General features: G+C 67.5%; 20 protein-coding genes, 1 tRNA gene and 1 pseudogene. 14 read left to right on the top strand and 8 right to left on the bottom strand.

Features of this window, described 5'->3' with window-relative positions:
- Window positions 1–41 precede the first annotated feature (41 nt).
- Complete coding sequence (locus B1A87_RS12095; protein WP_078030083.1) at window positions 42–1,004, top strand: 4-(cytidine 5'-diphospho)-2-C-methyl-D-erythritol kinase; 963 nt, start codon at window positions 42–44, stop codon at window positions 1,002–1,004.
- A gap of 48 nt (window positions 1,005–1,052) precedes the next feature.
- Window positions 1,053–2,882: an ABC-F family ATP-binding cassette domain-containing protein gene (locus B1A87_RS12090; protein WP_078030082.1), complete on the top strand. Its 1,830-nt coding sequence runs from the start codon at window positions 1,053–1,055 to the stop codon at window positions 2,880–2,882.
- 337 nt (window positions 2,883–3,219) lie between these two features.
- Here B1A87_RS12090 and B1A87_RS12085 read toward each other — a convergent pair whose 3' ends face one another.
- Complete coding sequence (locus B1A87_RS12085; RefSeq protein ID WP_078030081.1) at window positions 3,220–3,819, bottom strand: TetR/AcrR family transcriptional regulator; 600 nt, start codon at window positions 3,817–3,819, stop codon at window positions 3,220–3,222.
- A 13-nt stretch (window positions 3,820–3,832) separates the two neighbouring features.
- On the opposite strand from B1A87_RS12085, the gene B1A87_RS23875 reads away from it, so the two are divergent.
- From B1A87_RS23875 to sufU, 10 genes are all read left to right on the top strand, one after another.
- Complete coding sequence (locus B1A87_RS23875) at window positions 3,833–3,964, top strand: hypothetical protein (RefSeq protein ID WP_260680811.1); 132 nt, start codon at window positions 3,833–3,835, stop codon at window positions 3,962–3,964.
- Window positions 3,965–4,084: 120 nt separating this feature from the next.
- A tRNA-Gln gene (locus B1A87_RS12080) sits at window positions 4,085–4,156 on the top strand.
- 106 nt (window positions 4,157–4,262) lie between these two features.
- The gene (gene glmU / locus B1A87_RS12075; protein WP_078030080.1) at window positions 4,263–5,762 is read left to right on the top strand and encodes a bifunctional UDP-N-acetylglucosamine diphosphorylase/glucosamine-1-phosphate N-acetyltransferase GlmU; all 1,500 of its coding nucleotides are present in this window, start codon (window positions 4,263–4,265) and stop codon (window positions 5,760–5,762) included.
- Window positions 5,759–6,739 (top strand): ribose-phosphate diphosphokinase, encoded by a 981-nt coding sequence (locus B1A87_RS12070; protein ID WP_078030079.1) that lies wholly within the window; start codon window positions 5,759–5,761, stop codon window positions 6,737–6,739. The genes glmU and B1A87_RS12070 overlap by 4 nt, the downstream gene beginning before the upstream one ends.
- Window positions 6,740–7,012: 273 nt before the next feature.
- Window positions 7,013–7,615, top strand: coding sequence for a 50S ribosomal protein L25/general stress protein Ctc (locus B1A87_RS12065; protein WP_078030078.1), 603 nt, complete (start codon window positions 7,013–7,015; stop codon window positions 7,613–7,615).
- Window positions 7,616–7,771: 156 nt separating this feature from the next.
- On the top strand, window positions 7,772–8,356 hold the full coding sequence (pth, locus tag B1A87_RS12060; RefSeq protein WP_078030077.1) for an aminoacyl-tRNA hydrolase: 585 nt from the start codon (window positions 7,772–7,774) through the stop codon (window positions 8,354–8,356).
- Window positions 8,357–8,519: 163 nt separating this feature from the next.
- Window positions 8,520–11,255 (top strand): LuxR C-terminal-related transcriptional regulator, encoded by a 2,736-nt coding sequence (locus B1A87_RS12055; protein WP_078030076.1) that lies wholly within the window; start codon window positions 8,520–8,522, stop codon window positions 11,253–11,255.
- A 7-nt stretch (window positions 11,256–11,262) separates the two neighbouring features.
- Window positions 11,263–13,995: a LuxR family transcriptional regulator gene (locus B1A87_RS12050; RefSeq protein ID WP_260680810.1), complete on the top strand. Its 2,733-nt coding sequence runs from the start codon at window positions 11,263–11,265 to the stop codon at window positions 13,993–13,995.
- A gap of 474 nt (window positions 13,996–14,469) precedes the next feature.
- Window positions 14,470–15,795 (top strand): SufS family cysteine desulfurase, encoded by a 1,326-nt coding sequence (locus B1A87_RS12045; RefSeq protein WP_078030075.1) that lies wholly within the window; start codon window positions 14,470–14,472, stop codon window positions 15,793–15,795.
- Window positions 15,796–15,826: 31 nt separating this feature from the next.
- Entirely contained in the window at window positions 15,827–16,276 is a 450-nt protein-coding gene (sufU, locus tag B1A87_RS12040; protein ID WP_078030074.1) for a Fe-S cluster assembly sulfur transfer protein SufU, read from the top strand.
- Between the two features lie 23 nt (window positions 16,277–16,299).
- Here the strand turns inward: sufU and nhaA are convergent, their stop codons facing one another.
- The 4 genes from nhaA to B1A87_RS12020 form a co-directional block, all read right to left on the bottom strand.
- Window positions 16,300–17,646 carry a Na+/H+ antiporter NhaA gene (gene nhaA / locus B1A87_RS12035; RefSeq protein WP_078030073.1) on the bottom strand — a complete coding sequence of 449 codons (1,347 nt, stop codon included), beginning with the start codon at window positions 17,644–17,646 and terminating at the stop codon, window positions 16,300–16,302.
- Between the two features lie 144 nt (window positions 17,647–17,790).
- Window positions 17,791–18,012 carry an SCO4848 family membrane protein gene (locus B1A87_RS12030; protein ID WP_078030072.1) on the bottom strand — a complete coding sequence of 74 codons (222 nt, stop codon included), beginning with the start codon at window positions 18,010–18,012 and terminating at the stop codon, window positions 17,791–17,793.
- A gap of 4 nt (window positions 18,013–18,016) precedes the next feature.
- On the bottom strand, window positions 18,017–18,514 hold the full coding sequence (locus B1A87_RS12025) for a DUF2505 domain-containing protein (protein ID WP_078030071.1): 498 nt from the start codon (window positions 18,512–18,514) through the stop codon (window positions 18,017–18,019).
- A 47-nt stretch (window positions 18,515–18,561) separates the two neighbouring features.
- The gene (locus B1A87_RS12020) at window positions 18,562–20,094 is read right to left on the bottom strand and encodes an SDR family oxidoreductase (protein ID WP_078030070.1); all 1,533 of its coding nucleotides are present in this window, start codon (window positions 20,092–20,094) and stop codon (window positions 18,562–18,564) included.
- A gap of 194 nt (window positions 20,095–20,288) precedes the next feature.
- Here B1A87_RS12020 and mfd point away from each other — a divergent pair, with 194 nt between their 5' ends.
- The gene (gene mfd / locus B1A87_RS12015) at window positions 20,289–23,927 is read left to right on the top strand and encodes a transcription-repair coupling factor (protein WP_078030069.1); all 3,639 of its coding nucleotides are present in this window, start codon (window positions 20,289–20,291) and stop codon (window positions 23,925–23,927) included.
- Between the two features lie 3 nt (window positions 23,928–23,930).
- A complete protein-coding gene (locus tag B1A87_RS12010) occupies window positions 23,931–24,755 on the top strand; it encodes a metal-dependent hydrolase (RefSeq protein WP_185982308.1) in 825 nt (274 codons plus the stop codon).
- An 86-nt stretch (window positions 24,756–24,841) separates the two neighbouring features.
- Here the strand turns inward: B1A87_RS12010 and B1A87_RS12005 are convergent, their stop codons facing one another.
- From B1A87_RS12005 to B1A87_RS11995, 3 genes and pseudogenes are all read right to left on the bottom strand, one after another.
- Complete coding sequence (locus B1A87_RS12005) at window positions 24,842–25,069, bottom strand: hypothetical protein (RefSeq protein WP_078030068.1); 228 nt, start codon at window positions 25,067–25,069, stop codon at window positions 24,842–24,844.
- 49 nt (window positions 25,070–25,118) lie between these two features.
- Complete coding sequence (gene deoC / locus B1A87_RS12000) at window positions 25,119–25,868, bottom strand: deoxyribose-phosphate aldolase (RefSeq protein ID WP_260681047.1); 750 nt, start codon at window positions 25,866–25,868, stop codon at window positions 25,119–25,121.
- A 162-nt stretch (window positions 25,869–26,030) separates the two neighbouring features.
- Window positions 26,031–26,885: pseudogene (locus B1A87_RS11995) on the bottom strand (FAD-dependent oxidoreductase); the annotation flags it as partial.
- Window positions 26,886–26,944 lie beyond the last annotated feature (59 nt).

Here is a 26,944-nt window from a genome sequence, read left to right as displayed (position 1 = left end):
CCTTCTTGGAGCCCGGCACCACCATGCCCTAGCTTGGACTCATGAACGCAGTGAGAGGGCGCTTTGCGGCAAGGACTGTCCGGGTCAAGGCTCCGGGCAAAGTGAACGTCTCACTGGATGTGGGTCCTCTGCGTCCGGACGGCTACCATTCGGTGGCCAGTGTGTACCTGGCCGTCTCGCTATACGAGGAAGTGGCTGCCACGAGCACCGACGGTGACGGCATCACCGTCAGTATCAGTCCCGCCAGCACCCTGGACCTCGACGGCGTGGATATCCCGCTCGATGAGCGCAACCTCGCCTACAAGGCGGCCGCCATCATGGCTGATGTTTCGGAACACTCCACCGGCGTGCACCTGGAAATCACCAAGCGCGTGCCGGTGGCCGGCGGCATGGGCGGGGGATCGGCGGACGCCGCCGCCACCCTGCTGGCCTGCGATGCGTTGTGGAACAGCGGACTGTCCCGGGACGAACTGGCCCATCTCGCCGCCGAGCTCGGGGCGGACGTGCCGTTTGCGCTGCTCGGCGGGACGGCAGTGGGCCTGGGTGTGGGCGATGATCTGTCGCCGGCCCTGGCCAGGGCGCAGATGGACTGGGTCCTGGTCACCGCCGATTTCGGGCTCCCCACCCCGGAAGTTTTCCGGACGCTGGACAGGCTGCGCGACGCCGAGGGGCTGGACGTCGCGGAGCCCACGGCGGTGGACCCGCAGATCCTGCAGGCACTGCGGAGCGGGGACGCCGACGCCCTGAGCAGGGTGCTCGTCAACGACCTCCAACGGGCATCCATCGAACTTGCCCCGAGCCTCCGGGACACCTTGGGCCTTGGCGAGTCATCCGGTGCCATTGCCGGGATCGTCTCCGGCTCCGGCCCCACGGTTGCCCTGCTGGCCCACAATCCCGAGGCCGCAGAAGGACTCGCCGAGGAGCTGCAGCATAAGGGCCTCAGCGCGATTGCCGTCCATGGCCCGGTGCCCGGCGCCCGCATCATCTCCGATACCCTCCTTTAATACCTTCCAACTTTCAGATCCCCCGTTTGCAGAAGAAAGCAGTTCCACGTGGCACACCTGCTCGGCGGCGAGAACCTTACGGTCTCGTACGCAACCCGCACCGTTCTCGATGGCGTAACCCTCGGACTCGAGGAGGGCGACCGGATCGGCATGGTGGGCCGGAACGGCGACGGCAAGTCCACGCTGATGCGCCTGCTTGCGCTGCGGTCCACGCCTGATTCCGGCCGGGTCACCAAGCGCGGGGACGTCAACATCGGCTACCTGGACCAAAGCGACGTGCTCGACGGCGACCTTACCGTCGGTGCGGCGATCGTCGGTGACCAGGCCGACTACGAATGGGCCCGCAATCCCCAGATCCGCGAAGTCATGGGCGGGCTGGTGTCCGACGTCGACTGGCACGCCAACGTCCACGCCCTGTCCGGCGGCCAGAAACGGCGCGTTGCGCTGGCCAAGCTGCTGATCGAGGACCACGACGTCATCATGCTCGATGAGCCCACCAACCACCTCGACGTCGAAGGCGTCGCGTGGCTGTCCAGGCACCTCAAGACCCGCTGGCGCGCCAACCAGGGCGCCTTCCTGGTGGTCACCCACGACCGCTGGTTCCTCGACGAAGTCTGCACCAAGACGTGGGAAATCCACGACGGCATCATGGACCCGTTCGACGGCGGCTACGCAGCCTACGTGCTGGCCCGCGCCGAACGCGACCGCTCCGCATCCGTGGTGGAAAGCAAGCGCCAGCAGCTCGTGAAGAAGGAACTGGCCTGGCTGCGCCGCGGCGCCCCCGCCCGCACGGCCAAGCCCAAGTTCCGGATCGAGGCCGCCAACGCCCTCATCGCGGACGTGCCTGAACCGCGTGACTCCACGGCGCTGAGCAAGATGGCCACGGCGCGCCTGGGCAAGGACGTCCTGGACCTTGAACACGTGTCGCTGGATTTCCTGGGCGGCGACGCCGGCCAGAAGCTGTTCGACAACATCACCCTCCGCCTCGCGCCGGGCGAACGGCTGGGACTCGTGGGCGTAAACGGCGCCGGCAAGACCACCCTGCTGAAGCTCCTCAACGGCGAGATCCAGCCCACCTCCGGGAAGGTCAAACGCGGCAAGACGGTGGTCACCGCGGTCCTCACCCAGGAAGTCAAGGAACTCGACGACGTCTCGGACCTGCGCGTGATCGAAGTGATCGAGCGCGAAAAGCGCTCCTTCAACGTCGGCGGCAAGGAATTCACCGCCGGCCAGCTCGTGGAGCAGCTCGGCTTCACCAACGAGAAGCAGTGGACCCCGGTCAAGGACCTCTCCGGTGGCGAACGCCGCCGCCTCCAGCTCCTGCGCCTGCTGGTGGGGGAGCCGAACGTGCTGATGCTGGACGAACCGACCAACGACCTCGACACCGATACCCTCGCCGCCGTCGAAGACGTCCTCGACGGCTGGCCCGGCACCCTCGTCGTGGTCAGCCACGACCGCTACCTGCTGGAGCGCGTCACGGACCACCAGATGGCCCTGCTGGGCGACGGCAAGATCCGTGCCCTGCCGCGCGGCGTGGACCAGTACCTCGAACTCCGCGAATCCGCCCTCGCCGGTTCCACGGTCACCGGCGGCGGAAACCCGGTCACGTCCGCCAGTTCCGCCCCCGCACAGGCCGTCTCCGGAGCCTCGGAAGCCGAGAAGCGCGACGCCCGCAAGGCCAAGAACCGCATCGAACGGCAGCTGGGCAAAATCACCCAGCAGGAAGAAAAGATCCACGCCCAGATGACCACGGCCTCCGCGGACCCCTCCGCCGTCGGCCAGCTTGCGGACCTCAACAAGAAGCTCAAGGACCTCTCCGCAGACCGCGAAGCCCTCGAGCTCGAATGGCTCGAGGCGCTCGAAGTACTCGGCGAGTAACTGTCGCAAGGGGTGCCGGAGACGGCCCTTCGACGTCGCTTAGACACGACGCAAAGGGGCTGCTCGCTCGCTGAGCGAGCTCCCACCCCGTTGCGCCGCGATGCGCTCCTTTTCGAAGGACCGCCTCCGGCGAGCGGAGTCACCTCAGCGTTGTGGAACAGCGGGCGTCCCCGAACGGAACTTTTGCAATAGCGGTGCTGGGGTCCTTCGCGTAGTCGCGCATCGCGACGCATCGTGGCGTGAAGGTCGCCCGGCGACCGTAGCGTCACCTATGCGTTGTGTCTAAGCGACGGCGAAGGGCCGTTGCACCGCGTAGGTGACCACAGACGGCGAGGGCTTAGGACTCGCTGCGGAGCTCGGGTTCCTTCTTGAGGCCCGTCAGCCCGTTCCAGGCGAGGTTCACGAGGTGCGCTGCCACGGCGCGTTTGTCAGGCTGGCGGCTGTCCTGCCACCACTGGCCGGTCATCGCCACCATCCCCACGAGCATCTGGGCGTACATGGCGCCGTCGGCCGCACTGAAGCCGCGGCGGGCGAATTCGTCGGACAGTATGTGCTCGACGCGGGCCGTGACATGCGAGAGCAGCGTGGAAAAGGCGCCTTCGGGCTGGGACGGGGGAGCGTCACGCATGAGGATGCGGAAGCCGTCGGTGCGGTCCTCGATGTACGTCAGCAGGGCCAGGGCGGCACGCTCCACGAGGACCCTCGGCTTGGCTTCGTCGGCCAGGGCGTCATTGATGGATGCCAGCAGGATCTTGAACTCAAATTCGACCACCTGCGTGTACAGGCCCTCTTTCGAGCCGAAGTGTTCGTAGATCACGGGCTTTGAGACCCCGGCCGCGGCGGCGATCTCCTCGATGGTGGTGCCGTCCAGGCCGCGCACCGCGAAGAGGCCCCGGCCCACTTCCACCAGCTGGGAACGCCGCTGGGGCCCGGTCATCCGGGACCGCGGGATGCGCGCGGGGACCGCCTCCGGCGTTGCTGTCCGGCTCCCCGCGCCGTCAGTCGTCCCTGTGCTGTTGCTCACCGTCCCATCATGCCTTATGTCAAGCGCCTGTCTCTTATACACATCTAGATGTGTATAAGAGACAGGTCCCGGCGCGCTGCCCGGAGCGGACCGGCGGCCGTGCGGTCCGAGGTCGCACGAGCATCAACGTTCGTGGCAGAATTGGTTCTCGTGCCTCGGCCTCTGGGCCTTGGCGTGGTCCGCCCTGGTGTAATGGCAGCACCCCGGCCTTTGGAGCCGTGGAGTATAGGTTCGAATCCTATGGGCGGAACTGCTGCATCAGAGGTGTCCAGTAGGATAAGCCTGTTGCCGGTTCCGGGCACACGCTCGGACGCCGCGCATGTAGTACCGCGCAACCGAGCAAGGAGAGCCCGTACGTGAGCCCCGAGAAGTCCGGCCCAGCCGCCGTAATCGTCCTAGCTGCAGGTGCCGGTACCCGGATGAAGTCCCGTACCCCCAAGATTCTCCACGAAATCGGCGGCCGCTCCATGGTCGGCCACGCCTTGCTGGCCGCACGCAGCATCACCCCCCAGCGGCTTGCCCTCGTGGTCCGCCATGAACGGGACCGCGTGGCAGCCCACCTCGCGGAGCTCGATCCCGAGGCCCTCATCGTGGACCAGGACGACGTTCCCGGCACGGGAAGGGCCGTTGAAGTGGCGCTCGAGGCGCTCGACGCCGACACCCCTGTGGCGGGTACCGTCGTCGTGACCTACGGCGATGTCCCGCTCCTCACCGGCGAGATGCTCGCTGAACTCGTCAATACCCACGAAGTCGAGGGCAACGCCATCACTGTGCTGACCGCGCTCCTCGACGACGCCGCGGGGTACGGCCGCATCCTCCGCGGAGAAGACGGAACGGTCACCGGCATCCGCGAGCACAAGGATGCCACCGACGCCGAGCGCGAGATCCGCGAGATCAACTCCGGGATCTACGCCTTCGACGCCGCCGTGCTGAGGGACGCCCTCCGGCACGTCACCACCGACAACTCGCAGGGCGAGAAATACCTCACCGACGTCCTGGGGCTGGCCCGCGAGGCCGGCGGCCGGGTCGCGGCCGTGGTCACCTCGGACCGCTGGCAGGTCGAGGGCGCCAATGACCGCGTGCAGCTCGCCGCCCTCGGCGCCGAGCACAACCGCCGGACCGTGGAGTCCTGGATGCGCGCGGGGGTCACCGTGGTGGATCCCGCCACCACGTGGATCGACTCCACCGTCACCCTGGCGGAGGACGTCCGGATCCTGCCCAACACCCAACTGCACGGCAGCACCACCGTGGCGAGGGACGCCGTCGTCGGCCCCGACTCCACCCTGACCGATGTCCGCATCGGCGAAGGCGCCAAGGTGACGCGCACGCACGGTTCGGGCGCGGAAATCGGCGCGGGCGCGAGCGTCGGACCGTTCACCTACCTGCGCCCGGGCACCATCCTGGGGGACACCGGCAAGATCGGCGCCTTCTACGAAACCAAGAACGTGAAGATCGGCCGCGGCTCCAAGCTGTCGCACCTGGGCTACGCCGGGGACGCCGAAATCGGCGAAGACACCAACATCGGCTGCGGCAACATCACAGCCAATTACGACGGCGAGAAGAAGCACCGCACGGTGATCGGCTCGGGCGTCCGCACCGGCTCCAACACAGTATTCGTCGCACCCGTCACGGTGGGGGACGGTGCCTACAGCGGCGCCGGAGCCGTGATCCGCAAGGACGTACCCGCAGGCGCCCTGGCGCTGTCCATGGCCGCGCAGCGCAATGCCGAGGGCTGGGTTAAAGCCAACCGCCCGGGCACGCTGTCCGCGGAACTGGCAGAAGCCGCAGCCGCCCGCGAAGCCCGCAAAGATTCCCCAAATTCCCCGGCATCTACAGAAGAGGGCAAGCAACCATGACCGAAATTACGGCTCGCGGCGAGAAGAAGCTGGTGCTCGCCGCAGGGCGTGCCCACCCGGAGCTTGCCCGGGAAATCGCCAAGGAGCTGGGCACCGAGCTGCTGCCTGTCGACGCCTATGATTTTGCCAACGGCGAGATCTACGTCCGTGCCGGCGAGAGCGTCCGCGGAACCGACGCCTTCGTCATCCAGGCCCACCCGGCACCCCTGAACAACTGGCTCATGGAACAGCTGATCATGATTGATTCGCTCAAGCGGGCCTCGGCCAAGCGGATCACCGTGGTGTCCCCCTTCTACCCGTACTCCCGCCAGGACAAAAAGGGCCGCGGCCGCGAGCCGATCTCGGCCCGCCTTGTGGCGGACCTGTACAAGACCGCCGGTGCCGACCGCATCATGAGCGTGGACCTGCACACCTCCCAGATCCAGGGCTTCTTCGACGGCCCCGTGGACCACCTCATGGCCATCCCGCTGCTGGCCGACTACATCCGAACCCGGGTCGCCGCGGACAACATCACCGTCGTTTCGCCGGACACCGGCCGCGTCCGGGTTGCCGAACAGTGGGCTGAGCGCCTTGGCGGCGCGCCGCTGGCGTTCGTGCACAAGAGCCGCGACCTCACGGTTCCGAACCAGGCTGTGTCCAAGACCGTCGTGGGCCAGATCGAAGGCCGCACCTGCGTCCTGATCGACGACATGATCGACACCGGCGGAACCATCTCCGGCGCCGTCCAGGTGCTCAAGAACGCCGGCGCCAAGGACGTCATCATCGCCGCCACGCACGCGGTGTTCTCCGATCCCGCCGCGCGCCGGCTGTCCGAGTCCGGCGCCCGTGAAGTGGTGGTCACAGACACCCTGCCCATTCCGGCAGACAAGCGCTTCCCGCAGCTCACCGTCCTCTCCATCGCTCCGCTGATTGCGCGCGCCATCCGTGAGGTGTTCGACGACGGTTCGGTCACCAGCCTGTTCGACGGCAACGCCTGACACCCTGGCTTAAACCATCCGGCCGGCGTTGTGCCCGTTTTCAGTAATCGGGCACAACGCTGGTAGGATTTTTCCCGATACCTTGGCGAGGGAGAGCACCTCCGGAAAACCGGACTGCTGGTCTCCGTTATCGACTGGGTCTGAAACTCCCTTCTGGAAGGGCCGCCCTCCGGCCGCCCGGCGTTGAAGGTCGCTACAGACCTCCGCCCTTGCTGAACACAGTTTTGTTGAACACAGTCGTGATCAACACAGTAAAGCCACCAGGAGAACACTATGTCTGAGCAGAAGCTCGCAGCAGAAGTACGCGCCGAATTCGGCAAGGGCTTCGCCCGCCGCGCCCGCATGGCCGGCAAGATCCCGGCTGTCATCTACGGCCACGGTGCAGAGCCCATCCACATCACGCTGCCCGCCAAGGCCACCACGCTGGCTGTGCGCACCGCCAACGCCCTGCTGTCCCTGGACATCAACGGCGAGGCACACCTTGCCCTCGTCAAGGACATCCAGCGCAACCCGATCAAGCAGATCATCGAGCACATCGACCTCCTGACCGTCCGCCAGGGCGAGAAGGTCACCGTGGATGTTGCCGTGCACGTGTCCGGCGAAACCGCCCCGGGCACCGTTCACAACCTCGAGCTCACCGTTGTCTCCCTCGAGGCCGAGGCAACCCACCTGCCCACCGCCGTCGAGGTCGACATCGAAGGCCGCACGGCCGGCGAGCACATCCACGCCTCCGACCTCGTCCTCCCGAAGGGCTCCGTGCTGCTGACCGACGCCGATGCCCTGGTCGTCAACATCTCCGAAGCCACTGAGGCTGGCGAAGAAGAAGGCGAAGAAGCAGCCGCAGTGGCAGCCCCGGCCGAAGCTTCCGCCGAGTAATCACTGCGTTTCACTTCGCGGTGCCTTCACGCACCGTGTATCAGTGGCCGGGTCCCGTTCGGGCCCGGCCACTGGCGTACCGGCGGGGAACCGCCGGAAACCACTCCCGGCCCGCACCGTTGCCGGCCCGCCCGGCGACCAATTTAGGATTGATGCATGACTGACACCTGGCTGATCGTAGGCCTCGGAAACCCCGGACCCGAGTACAGCCGCAACCGGCACAACGTGGGCCAGATGGTCCTCGACGAACTGGCCGCGCGCATCGGCGGGAACTTCAAGGCCCACAAGTCAAGGGCCCAGGTCCTCGAAGGCCGGCTCGGAATAGGGGGCCCGCGCCTGGTGCTGGCGAAACCCGCCACGTACATGAACGTCTCCGGTGGCCCGGTGTCCGCCCTGGCCAGGTTCTACGACGTTGACCCGTCCCGGGTGGTGGCCGTCCATGACGAAATCGACATTCCCTTTAATACGGTGAAACTCAAGATCGGCGGCGGGGAGGGGGGCCATAACGGCCTTCGGGACATCTCCAAGGGGCTCGCCACCAAGGACTACCTTCGCGTCCGTGTGGGCGTCGGCCGGCCGCCGGGCCGGATGGACACCGCAGATTACGTCCTGCGGGATTTCGCCCCTGCCGAGAAAAAGGAGCTGCCGTTCCTGCTGGACGACGCCTCGGACGCCGTCGAACTCCTGATCAGGGATGGCCTGGCCGCTGCACAACAGAGGTTTCATCCCGCGAAAGTTTGAGCGGCGAATTCATATTCCGCACGCCGAATATCAAGGTCGCCTCAAGGTCTGCGAAATGTGATTCCATGCCCTGTTTTACGGCGGGGGTATCGGGGTAGTCTTCTTCTAAGCGGGGGAGGCGATGGGGCCTTGATCCTGCCAAGCGGGATGTAAGGAAAAGTTCATGTCAATTGAGCCACTGAGCTGGGGACGTGGGTCTACGGCGGGCGTGCTGGCCGGGCCAGCGGCTGCCGGCGGAACGGACCTTCAACGATGGTCGGTTCCGGCGCGTAGTGCCGACCTCGAGGCCATCCGCAATGCGCTGACGGATCCCGATTCCCTGGGGGTAGTAATTACCGGTGCCCGGGGTGTGGGAAAATCCTCGCTCGCACGCACCGCGGTGGCGGAACTTGGCCCTGACGTCTGGGCGATTCAGCTCCGCAGCCCCCTGACCGGTTCACAGACTTCCTACGGCTGCCTGGCTTTCCTGCTCGCAAGGCTTCCGCAAACGGCCATGGGTTCACCCACGGCCATCCTCCAAGGGATCACGTCCCTCATCCGCAGCGACGCCGCAGGCCGGGACTGTGTCATCACCCTGGACACCACCGGCATGATCGACGACATGAGCGCCGGCGTCCTCCTGAACATCATGCTCACGCGCACCGCCAGGGTGATCGCCATTGCCCCCGGCACCAGCGACCTTCCCGCAGATTTCCACTGGCTACTCACGGACCGCCGGCTCACCGAAGTGCGGCTGGAGAACCTCAACGAACTGCAGACCCGGCAGGTGCTTCTCACCCTGCTCGGCCACCGGGTGTCAGCCTCGCTCGTGAGCACGTATCACGCCATCGTCGGCGGCAACCCGCTGCTGCTCAAAGCGCTCGTTACGGAGCAGCAGCAGTCAGGAAACCTCGTCCTGTCCGACTCCGTCTGGACGTTGCGGGACAAGGTGGTGCTGGACGGCGCAACCGGGCTCGATGACATTGTCCGCTCCCGCTGGTCCCGTGAAACCCCGGAGACCCGCGAGGTCATCGAAATGCTGTCCTGTGCCCGCCGGGTGTCCCTTGCCCGGCTGACTGAAATCTATGGCACCGCAACGGTGGCAGACATGGAGGATGCCGGCCTGCTCACCGTTGGGGACACCGAGGCCCGCTGGGTATCCCTGCGGGAACAGTACCTGGGGGATGTCGTCCGTTCCTGGCTGAGCATTTCTCGCCGGCGGGAGCTCCGGGACCAGCTGCTGAACGGGGCGGAACCCGAGCTGACCAACCTGTCCATGGAAGAGCGCATTGAATTCGCCGCCTGGACGCGCGAATGCCAGGCGGAACTCAGCCCGGCCCTGGCAGTGGCCGCGGCAGAGGCGGCCGTGCAGCTGTTCGACCCAAGGTTTGCGCTCAGCTGCCTCGAGAGCCTCAAGAGGACCGACGCCGAATGGGTCGTGGGGCAGCAGCACAAGGGCTCCGCCTACCTGCTGCTGGATCTGCCGCTGCAGGCCATGGCAGCCCTCGACGACATTTCACAGGCCCAGCTGGACCAGCTCGGCGTGGAGGACTTCGCCAACGCTGTGGCACACAAGTGCCGGGTCATGGTCTGGCTGCCGGAACTGACCGGCAACGTCCCCGCTGAGTTGGAAAGGGCGCGCGCGCGCCTGGGCGTGTCCCCCGGCATGGCCACCACCTGGCCGGAGCCGCTGGGTGCGGCCATGAACCGCCTCACGCTGACCGAGTTCGAGTACAAGACCTTCATCGGCGACTACGCCCCCATGATCGAGGCGCTGGAGCAAGCCGCGGATCCGGCAACCAACAAGGACACGGCTTTCCGCATCCAGGCCTCCATGATCCTGATGCAGGCCCTCTCCGCCGTCGGCAGGGAGATGGACGCCCTCCAGCTGATGCGGCGGGTTGGCGGCCAGCTTTCCGACGCCGGACCCATGACCGGACTGCGCGAGAAGTTCGCGATGACGGCCTTCGGCGTGCTGCTGCAGGCCGGCCAATGGCAGCGGTGCCTGGACCTGGTCGGTCCGCCGAAAGGCCAGGCGGAGCGCCGTCTGGCCCACCGTACGTCAGCCACCGAGCTGGCCACCGGAATCGCCTACGTATATTCCGGCCGCGGTGCCGTTGCACTGGATTCGCTGCTGTCCGCTGTGGCACAGCTGGAACTGCGCCCGGTCCTGAACATGCTCCAGGCCGCCTATGCAGCCACGGCCTTCGCTTACGCCCAGATCGGCAACGCCGGACAGTCCCGCAAGTACCTCGACAAGCTGCGGGGCGCGAGGGGCCCGTGCAACTTCGGCACCCAGACCATCACCGATTTCTGCGCTGATATGGCCGGAAGGTGGCTGGGTGACACCGACGCCGTTAAGCGGCTGCTGGAGACGGCCCGGCGCGACATCGCCGCCGGCCGGTACACCCTCGCGGGGATCAGCCTGCTGGGTGCCACCGTCAACGGCACCGACGACGACTTCCGGCTGCTGGAGGAGGTAGCCGGCCACCGGCAGGGAAAGCTGGCGGAGATCTCGCGCCTGATCGCCGTGGGCAGCCGCACCAAGGATGCCAAGGTGCTTCTGGAGGGCGCGCACCTAGCAGCCGAGCTGGAACTGGACGCGGTCGAGGCACGGTGCGTTGCGCTCGCTGTGGACTTTGCCAGGCACTCCGGCGACTCCGCCTCCGCCCGCATCGCGCAGGCCAGGCTGGACAACCTCACCGCCACAGTGCCCAGCCTGCCGATCGTGCCCAGTAGCGGCAGCCCCCTTCTGACCGCCCGTGAGCGGCAGATTTCCAGGCTGGCGGGCAAGGGCGTCTCCAACAAGGATATTGCCCTGGAGATGGGCGTCTCCGTGCGCACCGTTGAAGGCCACCTGTATCAGGTCTTCACCAAGCTCGGCGTGACTTCCAGGGGTGATCTGCCTGGACTCGTCTAATGGCCGCGTGAAAGCGGAATCCGAGCAGAGGCAGCTCACGGGCCGCCGGGAAGTGATTGAGCACGTCTGCAGCATTATCCGCAGCCGGGCGAGCCAGGCTGTCTACCTCATGGCGGGGCCCGGCCTCGGGAAGTCCTCGGTCACGGATGCCGTCAGCGACCAGATGGCCTCGGAAATGACCATCCTGCGCATCCATGGCAGCTCCTCGCTCGCCAAGGTTCCTTATGGTGTGCTGGCCCCGTATACGGCTGAACTCCCCGCGGAAGAGGCGGACTCCCCGGTGGCCGTCCTCAGGGCGGTCTGGACCTATTTTCAGCAGCTCAAAGGGGTCAACGACGTTCCCTTGCTCCTTGTCGTGGACGACGCCCACCACCTTGACGACGCCACCGCAAGCCTGGTGGTGGACATGATGTCGGCCGGGTGGGCCAGCGTTCTGGCCGCCGGCCGTCCACGTCCCGGACTGCCCCAGGCACTGAACCAGCTGTGGTACGACGGCCTCGCTGAGCGCGTGGACCTCAGGCCCCTCACCGGGGACCAGGTGACAGAGGTGGTGGAACACACCCTCCAGGGGACTGTCCCGGCAGGCACCGTGCAGTCGCTGTCGTCGGCGTCAGGCGGCAACCCTTTGCTCCTGAACTGCCTGCTCAGCGATGCGGTCGCGGACGGAACCCTCGTCAAACGGAACGGGATCTGGCTGCTCCTGGGTTCCCTGCCGGCCGACGGGCCCAGGCTCTCTGACGTCGTGGTCAAGGACCTCCTCCGCAGAACCCCGGAGGAACAGGATGCCCTACGCGTCATCGCCCTCGCCGAACCCGTGCAGCGCAGCCTGATCGAAGACGTGTGCGGGGCCGCCGTAGTCCGGTCCCTGTTGGACAACCAGATCGTGAGCGAATCCACCGGCCGGCAAAGCGAACTGCGGCTGTGGCATCCCATCCTGGGCCAATCCATGCGGCACCAGGTGTCAGTCTCCAGGAGCCTGCAGCTGCGACAAAAGCTCGACGGGTACCTGGACACCAGGAACGCCGGCGCCGAAGGCAGGCTGCGGATGGTCGAGTGGTCACTCGAATGCGGCATGGACGTGCCTGATCCGGACCTGCTGGACGCTGCGCTGCTGGCTGTGACCATGTTCAACAATGCCGGTGCCCGGCTTATGACGGCGCACGTCAAGGCCCCGGAACTGCTGGCCCACGCGGAGTCCATCACCGCGAGGGCACTTTTCAACGAAGGCAAATACCGGGAAGCCGCGTCCCTCCTGGACGGATGCTGGCTTGAGCTGGCACGGGATCCTGAGGCTCCGCACATTCTCATGCTCCGGGCGTCAGCCCATTTGGCGCTGGGCAAGTCCGCCCAGCTCCTTCGGGCCGAATCCCGGCACCAACTCGAAACCGCCGGACACGAAGTGGCCGATTCCTGGCAGGACCGGATCCACGCGTTGCTCGAGATGGCAGACACCGGCGATCACGAGAGGATACGCAAAGTCATTGCCGCGCTCGGGTACGCCGGTGTTGCCGACGCTCGCGGCCCCGGGACAGTCATTGGCGGGGAGACCGCAGGGCAGGGCAGTGGACGGTCCAGGGCGGACCTCCGCGCCGCGTCCGTCGGCGAGATCACTCACGCGGTGGCTCAGGCCCTGCTCGCACAAACCCTGGCGTCGGCCGGGTTGGCACACCAGGGTCACGCTGCCGCCCTGACGGCGGCACCGTCGCTGCCTGCACTGCAGGGGGGCCTGTACTTCTTTAATGAGTTCGTCCTGACCCGCCTTGTCGCGACGTCCCTTGCAGCCGGCAACTGGGAATCGGCGGAGCACGAGTTGTCGACCTACGCGCCGGAGCGGGCCGAGGGGGCAGCCACGTTTGGCGGCGGAATCCAGGTGCTGCGCGGCCTCGGGTTCCTGCGGCAAGGGCAGCTGGAACGCGGCTATCAGGTTCTCCTGCCCGCCGTCGAGGCCCTTCGCGTCAACGACCCGCTCCAGGAGTTCAGGTTCGGCTCGGCGCTGGCCTTCTACGCGGCAGCCCGGCTGGGGGACACCGCTCAGGCCAAGCGGCTCGAACAGGACTTCATCGCCGCGCGCCACGCCAGCGGCCCGGGGTACGACCTCTTGGCAGAGGCATACGCGGCGGCTGCCGCGGAGTATCTGGACCGGAAGGGCAGCGGGCTGGACAAACTCCGGGAGCTGGCGGCGTCGGACCCTGTTGCCGCCCAGCCGGGGATCAGGATGGAATGCCTGATCCTGTGTTCCGATCTTGGGGACCGGTCGGTCATCGAGGAGCTTGCCTCGCTGGCCGCTACCGTTGAAGGCCGGTGGGCTGCTGGGTGGCGGCAGCTGGCCCAGGCGTGGGCCTCGGAGGACGCTGACGTCCTCATGGAGACCGCCGCCGGACTGGAGGAAGCGGGACTCATCAACCTGGCGCGTGAGGGGTACGCCCGGGCGGGTGCCCTGCTGGACGGCGCAGGGGAGCGCCGGCGCGCCCGGCAGGCTGTGGCCCACCGGGAGAAGTGCGACGAGGAACTGGGCGAGCGGTTCAGGGAAAGCCCGTTCATCGCCTCGGTTCCGAGCGTCCACCTGACCCGCCGCGAGCGGGACATCGTGGAACTGGCGGTGCAGGGGCTCTCCGACCGCGAGATTGCCCAGCAGCTCATGGTGTCGGTCAGGACCGTCGAGGGCCATCTGTACAGAAGCTACGTCAAACTCGGCGTCCGCCGGCGCGATGAGCTCGCCCTCGCGCTGCCCAAGAAATAGCCTCGCCCACAAAGTAGCGCTGCCCAGGAAAATAGTCCGGCCCAGGAAATAGCCCTACCCAAGACGTAGCTGCGCGAAATCCGCGCCGTTCGGGCCGCGGCAGGGCCGCCTGCGCGGACCAGTAGTCGATCACCCGAAAAAACGAGTACACAATACTCGTGCCGGAAACGGCAGTGCGCGATTAACTGAGAGAGGCAGCAGAAGCGGTGTCCAGGTGCACCGCCTCAGCTGCCGCCAGGCAGTGCAGGTCTCGATCCGCATACTTCCGGCCACAGCGGCCCGGGTGAAGACGGGGCCGGCGACGTCAGAGCCTTCTGAGACCGAGGCTCTCCCCCCAGCCGTCGCCGGCCCTTATAACTGATAGGCGTGCCGGAGGATACCGGCACAGTCAGGGCGGCCTTTCCCGGGGAAGGGCCGCCTTTACTGTGCTGTGGGACAATTGAGACATACCTCAAGGCACCCCAAGGAGTCCCATTGGCCGTCGTATCAACGCCACCCACGCTCTCGCGTGCCCTCCCCGCCATGGACAACGCTGAGGTCTTGCGGATCCGGAACGACTTTCCCGTACTGGACCAGCTGGTCAATGGCCGTCCGCTGATCTACCTGGACTCCGGTGCCACGTCACAGAATCCCCTGAGCGTCATCGAGGCCGAACAGGAGTTCTACGAGCAGCGGAATGCCGCCGTGCACCGCGGCGCGCACCACCTCGCCGTTGAGGCCACGGAGGTGTTCGAAGACGCCCGGCAGACTGTTGCCGACTTCGTCGGGGCGCAGTTTGAGGAAATCGTCTGGACGTCCAACGCCACCGAGGGCCTGAACCTCATCAGCTATGCGCTCTCCAACGCCAGCCTGTGGGCGGCGCAGGGGCGCGGCGATGCGCGGCTGCGGGAACTGGCCCTTGGCCCGGGCGACGAGATCGTGGTCACCGAAATGGAGCACCACGCCAACCTGATTCCCTGGCAGGAACTGGCTTACCGGACCGGGGCCACGCTGCGGCACATCCCGATCGACGACTCAGGATCGCTGCGCCTGGACCAGGCCGCGGAAATCGTCGGGGAGCGCACCAGGCTGCTGGCCTTCACCCACGCGTCCAACGTGCTCGGCACGATCAATCCGGTCAGTGAACTCGTGGCCTTGGCCCGGCGCGCCGGTGCGCTGGCGGTGCTGGATGCGTGCCAGTCGGCACCGCATCTGTCCCTTGACGTCAAGGAGCTGGACGTCGACTTTGCCGTATTTTCGGGCCATAAGATGCTCGGCCCCACCGGCATCGGCGTGCTGTACGGCAAGCAGGAGCTCCTGGACGTGCTGCCTCCCTATCAGACCGGAGGCTCCATGATCACCACCGTGACCATGGAACGGGCCGAATACCTTCCCTCGCCGCAGCGGTTCGAGGCCGGGACGCAGAAAATCTCCCAGGCCGTGGCCCTCGCCGCAGCGGTCAATTACCTGACGGAGACCGGGATCGACCGCGTGCACCACTGGGAGTCCGAACTGGGCCAGCGCATGGTGGCCGGCCTCGAACGCATCGACGGTGTCCGCGTGCTCGGCCCGGCGTCCGGCCAGGACCGCATCGGCCTGGCGGCGTTCGACGTCGCCGGTGTCCACGCCCACGACGTCGGCCAGTTCCTGGACGCACGCGGAATCGCCGTCCGCGTGGGCCACCACTGCGCCCAGCCGCTGCACCGGCGCCTGGGCCTGACGGCCACCACACGGGCCAGCGCCTACTTGTACAACACCACCGACGACGTCGACGAATTCCTGGATGCAGTGTCCGGGGTCCGCGCCTACTTCCGGGTCTAGTGCCCGGCTACACGAAGACAGGTACCTGAGCATGAGCCTCGACCAGCTTTACCAGCAGATCATCCTGGACCATTCCAAGGCCAGGCATGGCAGCGGCCTGTCGGACACGCCGGCTCCCGAAGGCGCGTCCACCGGCCAGTCGCACCAGCTGAACCCCGTATGCGGCGACGAGGTCACCCTGCGTGTTGCCGTGGATCACGGAACCGTTGCCCAGCTGGCCTGGGACGGCGCCGGCTGCTCGATTTCCATGGCGTCCGCGTCCGTGCTGAGCGAGATGGCCGAAGGCATGTCCGTGGAGGAACTGCGCTCGGTGATCGGCAACTTCCGCGAGGTCCTGCGCTCGCGCGGGAAAGTCCATGCGGATCCCGAAGTACTCGGCGACGCCGCCGCCTTTGAGGGCGTCGCCCGCTATGCAGCGCGGGTGAAGTGCGCCATGATCTCCTGGGTTGCCGCGGAGGACGCCCTGAACCAGGCCGCGTAGCCCGCAGTTCAGCCGTTGGGCTGTCAGCCGGTCCGCTCGAAAACATCCGGCACGCCGTCGCCGTCGTCGTCCCGCTTTTCCTCAAGCTCCACCCGGCGGTAGTGCCGGTTTCGGGCCTTAAGCACGACGGCGGCAATCGCCGACGCCGTCAGCGAGCCGGCCAGGATGGCCACCTTCGCGTGATCATCGTGCACCGAGCCGGGCCCGAAGCTAAGTTCCGCGATCAGCAGGGACACCGTGAAGCCCACCCCCGCGAGCAGCGACAGGCCGGCAACGTCGATCCACTTCAGCCCGTCGTCGAGCTTTGCCCGGGTGGTCCTGGTGACGGCGTAGGTGGCACCGAAGACGCCGATGGCCTTGCCCGCGACCAGGGCAGCCACGATTCCCAACGCCACGGGGTCGGCCAGGGCGGAGGCGATCCCGGCGGCACCGCCGATCGCGACGCCGGCGGAGAAGAAGGCGAAGACGGGCACCGCGAGTCCGGCGGAGACCGGCCGCAGCACGTGTTCCAGGCGTTCGGCCATTCCCGCTGCGTGGCCGGCGCCATGGCCTCCGCCCGCGGCCCGCACCGCGTGGCGGTCCCGGCGTGACACGAGAACCGGGACGGTGAACCCGAGCAGGACACCGGCCACGGTGGCGTGGATCCCGGAGGCATGCACCAGGGCCCAGGTGGCTCCGGCCAGCGGCACCAGCAGGTACCAGTGGCTGATGCGTTTCTGCACCAGCAGGGCAAAGAGCGCCAGCGGGACCAAGGCGGCCAGCAGGAAAACCGGCTCGAGGCCCGAGGAGTAGAAGAACGCGATGATCCCGATGGCGATCAGGTCATCCACCACGGCCAGGGTCAGCAGGAAGGTCCTGAGCGCAGAGGGGAGGTGGGTATTGATGACGGCCAGCACGGCCAACGCGAACGCGATGTCAGTGGCCGTGGGGATCGCCCAGCCCCTGAGGGTTTCGGCACCCTGGCTCCAGGTGACGGCGGCGTAAATGAGGGCCGGCACGGCCACCCCGCCCGCTGCCGCGGTCACCGGAACGATCGCCCGGGACGGCCTGCGGAGTTCGCCGGAAACAAACTCGCGCTTGAGTTCCAGACCGGCAATGAAGAAGAAGATCGCGAGCAGGCCGTCCGAGGCCCAGTGGCCCACGCTCAGCCGGAGGTGCCAGGGATCGAAGCCCAGTTCCAGGTCCCGCAGGCCGAAGTAGGCGCCCGCCGCAGGGGAATTGGCCCAGATCAGGGCGGCGGCCGTGGCAACGAGGAGCAGAGCGCCGCTTACGGTCTCCAGCCGGAGGATGGCTGCTATCCGGAGGTATTCCTTGTAGGTGGAGCGGCTAAACACCGGGCGTGCGCGGGAAGGAAGGGGCGGTCTGGCCACTGGGGCTCCTTGCTCAGGGGGTCGGCAAACGTATTGCCGACCAGACTTCCCGGCGCACCTTTTCTGCCAGCTTAGCCGAGGGTGCCTGAGCGCGACAGCAGAACCCGCCACGGCCGGCTCGGGACCAGTCCCCGGCGGCGCCGCTCAGCCGAGCAGCGCCGCGATACCGATTCCGGCCGTGGCGGCACCCAGAACCATGGATACCGCCACGAGGACCACGTGGACCGTGAGGAACTTCGTGGCCTTGCCGGCGGTGTCCCGCGCCCGCGGGTCCTTCATCACCCGGCGCAGGAACTGGGGCCACACAACGAGCGACCAGAAGCCGGAGATGATCAGGATCCAGGCCAGCACGGCGGGGACGTCCATGGCCTTAGTGGCTTTCGAGCCAGGCCTGGGCCTGCTGCGACTGGATGTTCAGCGCCTTGCCCACCATGGGCTCGGCTGCTTCGGCAATCTTCCCGCCCAGGAACGGGACGGAGGAGGTGACGGTGCCCTCAAGCTCCACGCGGGTGCTGCCGCCGTCGGCCACGAGCCGCTGGACGGCAGTGACGTCGATCGGTGCCCCCGCGATCTTGAGGGAGATGCTGCTCTGGCGGGAGCCGTCGGCGGCCGGAGCGGCCCACTTCTCCACCTGCGTCACCTTGAGGGTTTCACCCACGAACTTGCGGGCGATTTCCGGCAGGCGGGTGGTGGGGAGGGTGCGGACCGAGGTGGTGCTGAAGGCTCCGGCAACGTCACCGTCCACGGTGAAGGACTCGAGGCTGCCGCCCACGAATTCGCTGGTGTGGCGCTGGAAGTCCTCGTTGGCGAACACCTCAGCGACCTTGTCGACGCCGTGGGGAAGGGTAGTGGATGCACTCAGTGCCATGGATCCTCCATTGTTGTGGGGTCAGAACGCTTTTTGCTCCCAACATCCTACGGGGTTGCCTGCGTCTCCTTGTCACCGGGCTTCCTGTTCCCGGACTTTTCAGCGCCGGCGATCTTCCGCGCCGCGGCGGTGATGTTGCGTGACATGGCCGGAAAGATCAGGCTGTGGAACGGTAGGACGGCCAGCCAGTAGAGCCGGCCGCTGAGCCCTTTGGGGAAGAAGATGGCCCGCTGGCGGTAGCGGCTGCCGGCCCCGTCGGGCTCCACGGACAGCTCAAGCCAGGCGCGTCCCGGCGCGCGCATCTCGGCCCGCAGGCGGAGCAGCCTGCCGCGTTCGATCCGCTCCACGCGCCACCAGTCCACCACTTCGCCGGCAACAAGGTGGTGCGGGTGCCGCCGTCCCCTGGTCAGGCCGGCGCCTCCTGAGAGCTTGTCCAGCCAGCCGCGGACACTCCATGCGAGCGGCAGGGAATACCAGCCGTTCTTGCCGCCGATGCCCTCAATGATGGTCCACACCTGCGCGGGGTCCACGTCGCCGTGGAAGGTCCGCTCATCCACGTAGACCTTGTGCCCTGCCCACTGCGGGTCGCTGGGCAGCGGATCGGCGTCGGCGCCGGCGTTGGCCCACGTGGTTTCCACCTGCCCGTCGCGTTCCTTGCCCAGCGCCAAGGCGACGGCCGTGCGGTAGCCGGTCAGGCCGCCGTCGGGCTGTTTGATGTAGTCGTCGATGTCATGTTCGGCGGAGACGGCGTCGTGCTGCAGGGACTGCACCAGCGGCACGGACATGGACAGCGGAATCGGGGTCACGAGTGCCACCCAAAGGCCCGCGAGCCTGGGCGCCGGGATAGGCAGCGCCAGGACCACGCGCCGCGGCAGGCCGGCCTCGGCGCCGTACTCCTGCATCATTCCGGCGTAGCTCAGGACGTCCCGGGAACCGATGTCGAAGGTCCGGTTGAGGCGTTCCTGCAGTGATGCGGCGCCCACCAGGTAATGCAGCACGTCCCGGACGGCGATGGCCTCGACCCGGTTCCGCACCCAGCTGGGGGCCGGCATGAGGGGCAGTGTTTCGGCGAGGTGCCTGATCATTTCGAACGAGGCCGAGCCGGAGCCGATCACCACGCCGGCCTGGAACACCACGGCGTCCACGGGGCCGGACAGGAAGACCTTGCCCACGGCTTCGCGGGAGCGCATGTGCGTCGACAGTTCGGTGTTGCGGGGGTGCAGGCCGCCGAGGTAGACGATCCGGTGCACGTCGGCCGCGGCCGCGGCGTTCGCCACGAGTTCCGCCATGGATTTTTCCTTGGCCTCGAAGCCGGACCCCGCAGCCATGGAGTGGACCAGGTAGTACAGGACGTCGACGCCCTTCAGGGCATCCTGCAGGGCAGCGGTGTCGTCGAGGCTGCTGCGCACCACCTCAACGTCGCCGAACCAGGGCACACCGGCGATTTTCTCCGGGGACCGGACCAGCACCTTCACGCGATGCCCGGCCTCGAGCAGCCGCGGGACCAGCCGCCCGCCGATGTAGCCGGTGGCGCCCGTGACCAGCACAGTCCTGCGGTCATTTCCGGGGTGGTCGCTCATGGGAGTCTCCTTAGGATGGCTGCGGTGCTGGGTCCAGGCCCAGTTGCCAAGCAAGCTTAGCAACGGGCCCTTCGGGGCGGGCCCGGATGCCGCCCCGCGGCGGCGGGGGTAGGCTGGGACCACCCGGCATTCTCGCGAATTTCGGGTTTTCGTGTTGCCTGCGTTCGAAGTGAAAACCACAGGAGATCCTTGCCATGAGCCCCACCGGCCCGTCCCTCACCGGCCTGCGCCGCGTCCTCGCCGCAGACAAGACCTTCGCCCGCGTTCAGGCCGAGGCAGCCAGGAGCTTCGGCGTCCGCAGCGAGGACTACCAGATCAGCGCCCCCGCGGGTCTGCGCGCGGTGTTGCTGGCGGAAATGGCGGACGGACTCGCACAGGATCAGGGCGGGGATGCCGCATCCGCCGTGGTCCTGGCGGTCACCGCCACGGGCCGCGAGGCGGAGGACCTGACGGCGGCCCTCCGGGCCTACCTGCCGGCCGACTCGGTGGTGGAGTTCCCCAGCTGGGAAACGCTCCCGCACGAGCGGTTGTCGCCGCGCTCGGACACCGTGGGACGCCGGCTTTCGGTGCTGCGCCGGCTGGCGCACCCGGAAAGCTCGACGGCGGGACCCCTGCGTGTGGTGGTGGCTCCCGTTCGCGCCGTGGTCCAGCCGATCGTGGCCGGGCTGGGGGAACTGGTGCCCGTGACCCTGAAGGTTGGCCAGGAGGCCCCCTTCAGCAGTGTTGTGAAGAGCCTCGCCGACGCCGCCTACGCTCGGGTGGACATGGTGACCCGCCGCGGCGAGTTCGCCGTCCGTGGCGGCATGCTGGACGTCTTCCCGCCCACCGAGGACCACCCCATCCGGGTGGAATTCTTCGGCGACGAGGTGGACCAGATGCGCTGGTTCGCCGTCGCCGACCAGCGCTCGCTGACCTCGCCCGGCCTGCACCACCCCACCGAACTCCACGCCCCGCCGTGCCGCGAAATCCTGATCACGCCGTCCGTCATGTCCCGCGCCGCGACGCTGAAATCCCAGCTCCCCGCCGCCGCGGACATGCTGGAGAAGATCGCCGGCGGCATCGCCGTGGAAGGCATGGAATCCCTGGCCCCCGTACTTGTGGACGCCATGGTTCCGTTCATGGAACAGCTCCCCGCCGGGTCCATTTCGGTGGTGGTCGAACCGGAGAAGGTCCGCACCCGCGCGCACGACCTCGCGGCCACCAATGAGGAGTTCCTGGAGGCGGCGTGGTCCACGGCGTCCGACGGCGGAACCGCGCCGTTGGATCTGAGTTCCCAGGCGTCCGCAGCCCTGCACTCCGCCAGCTTCCGCTCGCTGACCGAGACCCGTTCCGCGGCCTTGGGCCATGACGTGTCCTGGTGGTCCATCACCTCGTTGGCCACTGACGAGGAACTCACCCCGGACATCAACGTGCTCAACCTCCACGCCCGCGAACCCCGGGGGTACCAGGGCGACGTCGCCGAAATGATGGAATTCATCGGTTCCCACGTGCGGGACCAGTGGCGCATCGTGGTGGCTACCGAAGGGCCCGGACCGGCTCAGCGCCTGGCTGAGCTGTTCCACGACGCCGACATCCCGTGCGCACGGGTGGAGTCCCTGGACCACGAACCCCAGGCGGGGATCATCGAGGTGACCACGGCCGCCGTCGGACGCGGTTTTGTCCTGGACGGGCTGAAAACCGGGCTGCTGACGGAAGCCGACCTGCTGGGACGCACATCGGCCGGCTCCACGAAGGACATGCGCCGCATGCCGTCCAAGCGGCGGAACGCCGTGGACCCGCTGCAGCTGCTGGCAGGGGACCACGTGGTCCACGAACAGCACGGCATCGGCCGGTTCATCGAACTCATCCAGCGGAAGGTCGCCGGCGGCGGCGACGGCGTCCGCGAGTACCTGGTGCTGGAGTACGCGCCCTCCAAACGCGGGGCGCCGGGCGACAGGCTCTTCGTCCCCACCGACCAGCTGGACCAGGTGACCCGCTACGTGGGCGGCGACACTCCCGTGCTCAGCAAGATGGGAGGCTCCGACTGGGCCAGCACCAAGTCCAAGGCGCGCAAGGCGGTCAAGGAAATCGCTGGCGAGCTCATCCGGCTCTATTCGGCCAGGATGGCGTCCCGCGGCCATGCGTTCGGCCCGGACACTCCTTGGCAGCGCGAGCTCGAGGAGGCGTTCCCCTACGTGGAGACGCCGGACCAGCTCACCACCATCAACGAGGTCAAGGCTGACATGGAACGCGAGATCCCCATGGACCGCCTCGTGTCCGGCGATGTGGGCTACGGCAAGACCGAAATTGCCGTCCGCGCCGCGTTCAAGGCAGTGCAGGACGGCAAGCAGGTGGCCGTGCTGGTGCCCACCACCCTGCTCGCGCAGCAGCACTACGAGACGTTCACCGAGCGGTTCTCCGGGTTCCCGCTGAAGGTGAAGCCGCTGTCCCGGTTCCAGGGGTCGAAGGAGGCGAAGGAAACCGCGGAGGGCGTCAAGAACGGCACCGTGGACGTGGTGATCGGCACGCACCGGCTGCTCTCTAAAGATTTCGCCTTCAAGGACCTGGGCCTGGTGATCGTGGACGAGGAACAGCGTTTCGGCGTGGAGCACAAGGAAGCGCTGAAGAAGATGCGCACCAACGTGGACGTGCTGGCCATGAGCGCCACCCCCATCCCGCGCACCCTGGAGATGTCCCTGACGGGCATCCGCGAAACCTCCACCCTGGCCACGCCGCCCGAGGAACGGCATCCGGTGCTGACCTACGTGGGGCCCTATACGGACAAGCAGACCTCCGCCGCGGTCCGGCGCGAGCTCATGCGCGAAGGCCAGGTCTTCTTCGTGCACAACCGCGTCTCCACGATTGAACGGACCGCCGCCAAGATCCGCGAGCTGGTGCCGGAGGCCAGGGTGGAAGTGGCGCACGGGCAGATGTCGGAGAGCCGGCTGGAGCAGATCATCGTGGACTTCTGGGAGAAGCGCTTCGACGTGCTGGTCTGCACCACCATCATCGAAACCGGGCTGGATATTTCCAACGCCAACACGCTGATTGTGGACGGCGCGGACAAATACGGCCTTTCACAGCTCCACCAGCTCCGCGGCCGCGTGGGCCGCGGACGCGAGCGGGCCTACGCCTATTTCCTGTACCCCTCGGAGAAACCGCTGGGCGAGGTGGCGCTCGAACGCCTGAAGGCGGTGGCCACCCACAACGAGCTCGGCGCCGGCATGCAGCTGGCCATGAAGGACCTCGAAATCCGCGGCGCCGGCAACCTGCTCGGCGGTGAGCAGTCCGGCCACATCCAGGGGGTGGGCTTCGACCTCTACATCCGCCTTGTGGGCGAGGCCGTGGCGGACTACCGCGGCGAGGCCGAGGAAAAGGCCGCCGACATGAAGATCGAGCTTCCGGTCAACGCGCATCTGCCGCACGACTACGTTCCGGGCGAACGCCTCCGCCTGGAGGCCTACCGCAAGCTGGCGGCGGCGCTCACGCACGAGGCGATCGAGGAGGTGCTCGCCGAGCTCGTGGACCGGTACGGCGAGCCGCCGCTGCCCGCGCAGAACCTCGTGGCAGTGGCACGCTTCCGGGTGGGTGCCCGGGAGGCCGGGCTGTCCGACGTCGCGCTGCAGGGCAACTTCATCAAGTTCTCGCCAGCGCAGCTTCCGGAGTCCAAGACCATGCGCCTGAACCGCATGTATCCGGGCGCTCAGTCGAAGCCGGCGCTGGACGCCGTGCTCATCCCCAAGCCCAAGACGGCGAAGATCGGCGGACGGGACCTCCAGGACGCCGAGATCCTGGAGTGGGCCAACGGCGTGATCCGCAACATCTTCTCCGACGCGCCGCTGACAGTGGGCTGAGCCATGATGGGAGGGCACCACGCCGCGTCAGGGGCTGCGGCGTGGGTAGCTGTTGCCTCGACGGGGCCGTACACCCTGGGATGGTATCCGCTGGATGCCACAGGGGTGCTGATCGGCGGAATGGCGACGGCGGGCACTGCCCTGGTCTGTGACTGGGACCACCGCTCCAGCACCGTCGCGCATTCGCTGCCGCCCCTCTCCAACGTGATTGCCGTGGGCATAGAGAACGCCAGCGGCGGCCACCGCCAGGGCACGCACTCCCTGCTCGGGGGCGCGTTTTTCGTGGTGCTGGCCGCGATGGCCGGCCAGATCCAGCTGCAGACGGACTGGGGGCTCCTCTCCGTGGGCGCCGGGCTGCTGTGCATGTTCATGATCAATATCGCAGCCAAGGCGCTGAAGCTGTTTCCGAAGTCGGGCTTCATCAGCAACTGGATCTTCGCGCTGACCATGGCCGGCCTGGTCACCTGGTTCGCGCCCGACCAATGGACCTGGTTGCCGGTGTCCATGCTGATCGGCGTCGTGGTCCACATTGTGGGCGACATGGTGACCACCGGGGGAGTACCCCTCCTGTGGCCGCTGGTGATCAGGCCGCCCAAGTTCCTGCGCCGGCTGCCGGTGCTGAGGACGTTCTGGCGGCCCAACGGCGCGCTGTCCATCCCGCTCCTGGGCCGGGCCGGCTCGCGGCGGGAATGGCTCGTGCTGATTCCGGTGAGCAGCTACGCCATGGTGGGCATGTGCATGGCGGCCTGGTCGCTGGCAGACGCCCATTTTCCTGCCGCGCTGGCGCTGGCCGCCCGGCTGGCCAACAGCCTGATGGGCCTGCTCTGAGGTGAAGCCGCGTTAAACAGCTGAAGCTCCGGACGGGTCCGGAGCTTCAGCTGCTCTTACGTTTGGATGCTGACTGCGGCAGCGGGTCAGTACTCGCCGGCGGAATCCGAGCGGCCCAGGATGGTCTGCGGGATCCAGAACGCGAGGGCGAACAGGCCCAGGCACACAGCCATCGGCCAGGGGTTGTCCAGGGTCAGGAAGGACAGCGAGTAGATGGCGCCCAGGAACAGGGCCATCATCACTGCGAACAGAACAATGCTGGTGACCAGGCTGTTCTCGTTCTGGGGTGTCTGCGTGTCGGTCTTGCTGGACATTCGTTCCTCCTCGGCCCCGCGGGGCTCAAACTGTGGCGGCTTCGGCGGATCAGTAGCCGGACGAACCCTGTTCGCCCTTGACGATCGCAATTCCGGAGCTGGCACCAATACGTGTTGCACCTGCTGCAATCATAGCCTGTGCGTCCGCCAGGGAACGCACCCCGCCGGAGGCTTTGACGCCCAGGTCGGGACCCACGGCGCGCCGCATGAGGGCGATGTCGTCGGCGGTGGCGCCGCCGCCGTTGAAGCCCGTTGACGTCTTGACGAAGTCGGCCCCGGCCTCCACGGCTGCCTCGCAGGCGAGCACCTTCTGGGCGTCGTTCAGCAGGGCGGTCTCGATGATGACCTTCAGGATTGCCTCGCCGGTGTGGACGGCCTCTGCGACCGCCTTGATGTCGTCCACCAGGGCGCCTTTGTCGGAGGCGCGGGCCGCGGCGATGTTGATGACCATGTCCACCTCGTCCGCCCCGTCGAGCACAGCGCCGCGGGCTTCGAAGGCCTTGACGTCGCTGGGGGTGGCGCCGAGCGGGAAGCCGACCACCGAGCATGTCAGCACGCCCGAGCCCTTGAGGGCTTTCTTCACAGTCTTGACCCAGACGGGATTCACGCAGACCGACTTGAACTTGTATTCGGCGGCTTCGGCGCAGACTTCGAGGATTTCCGCCTCGCTCGCCTCCGGCTTGAGCAGCGTGTGGTCGATGAAGGATGCGATATTGGACGCCTGGGCACCGGTAGCGGGGGTCCCTGTGGGGCTTGTCGCAGATGTGTATAAGAGACAGGGGCTGGCTTCGTTGCTCATGCTGGTCCTTTCCGTTGGCCTCGTGGGCCGCAGATGCCGCGGTGGTCGCGGTCCTTGCGTGACCATCTTGCCACAGCGCCGGTGCCCCGGCGCCGCAGCGCCAGGCCGCCCACCGTCGCGCCCGCCATCGAGGTCAGGCGGCCGCGGCCAGCCTCCTGCGGGGACCGCCGCCATGAGCTGCGCGGCGCAGACGCCGCCCGCGGAACCGGAAGCCACCAGCAGCCCCAGCCGCACGCCGTCGAACGACGCCGCATCACCGATTGCCCAGATGCCAGGCACGGAGGAACGGAAGTCGCGGCCGACCACCACGCCGCCGGACTCGGCAGTCTTGACGCCTGCGCCGGCGGCGAGGCTGTCCCGCGGAACCCTGTCCTCCGCCATGACCACGAGGTCGCCGTTCATCCGGCTGCCGTCCTCGAAGACGATGCCTGCGGCCGGCAGCACTGAGCCGGCCAGGGTGGGCACCACAGCTGCGGGACGGGCGGTGGTGCGCACGGGACGGACGCCCCGGGCCCGCAGCACGGCCTCAGCCTGGCCGGCGGCGGGGCCTGTGCCAACGAGGATTCCCAGGGGCCGCCGTCCGAGGACCCGCGTGACTTCCTTGACGGCGTCGCCGATCCTCGCGGCGTCATCAATCGTGGAGTAGCTGAGGCAGCGGCTGGAGCCGTCAACGGGGGAATGCACAGGGGCGGAACCCGTCGCGATGACCAGCTGGTCGTAGCTGAACTCCATGCCGTCGGCAGTGGTCACCACGCGGGCGGCGGCGTCGATGTGGCTGGCAGGCTGGCCGAAACGCACGGAGACAAACGGCAGCGCGGCGAGTTCGAGCAGCTCCGCCGGGGCGTCGTCCCGGCTGCTCAGGACCGTGACCGTTCCGGCGAACCGTGAGGCGGCGAGCTGGCTAACCAGGGCCTGGGCGGCGGGGCCCGCCCCGGCGATGAGGATTTTCGGGGCTGCCTCCGGTGCCGGATCGGAGGTGCGTGCGGTGGCGACGGGGAACTGTGCCGGAGCGGACATGTGCGGGCCCTTTCAAAATGCTGCACCAGGCGGGCCGGATCTCGAGCCCTGTTGTGCTG

It is taken from the genome of Arthrobacter sp. KBS0703 (genome assembly GCF_002008315.2).
In the GTDB taxonomy this organism is placed as follows: Bacteria; Actinomycetota; Actinomycetes; order Actinomycetales; family Micrococcaceae; genus Arthrobacter.
Note: the sequence above shows the minus strand (reverse complement) of the source record. Positions and strands in the feature narration are given on the sequence as shown.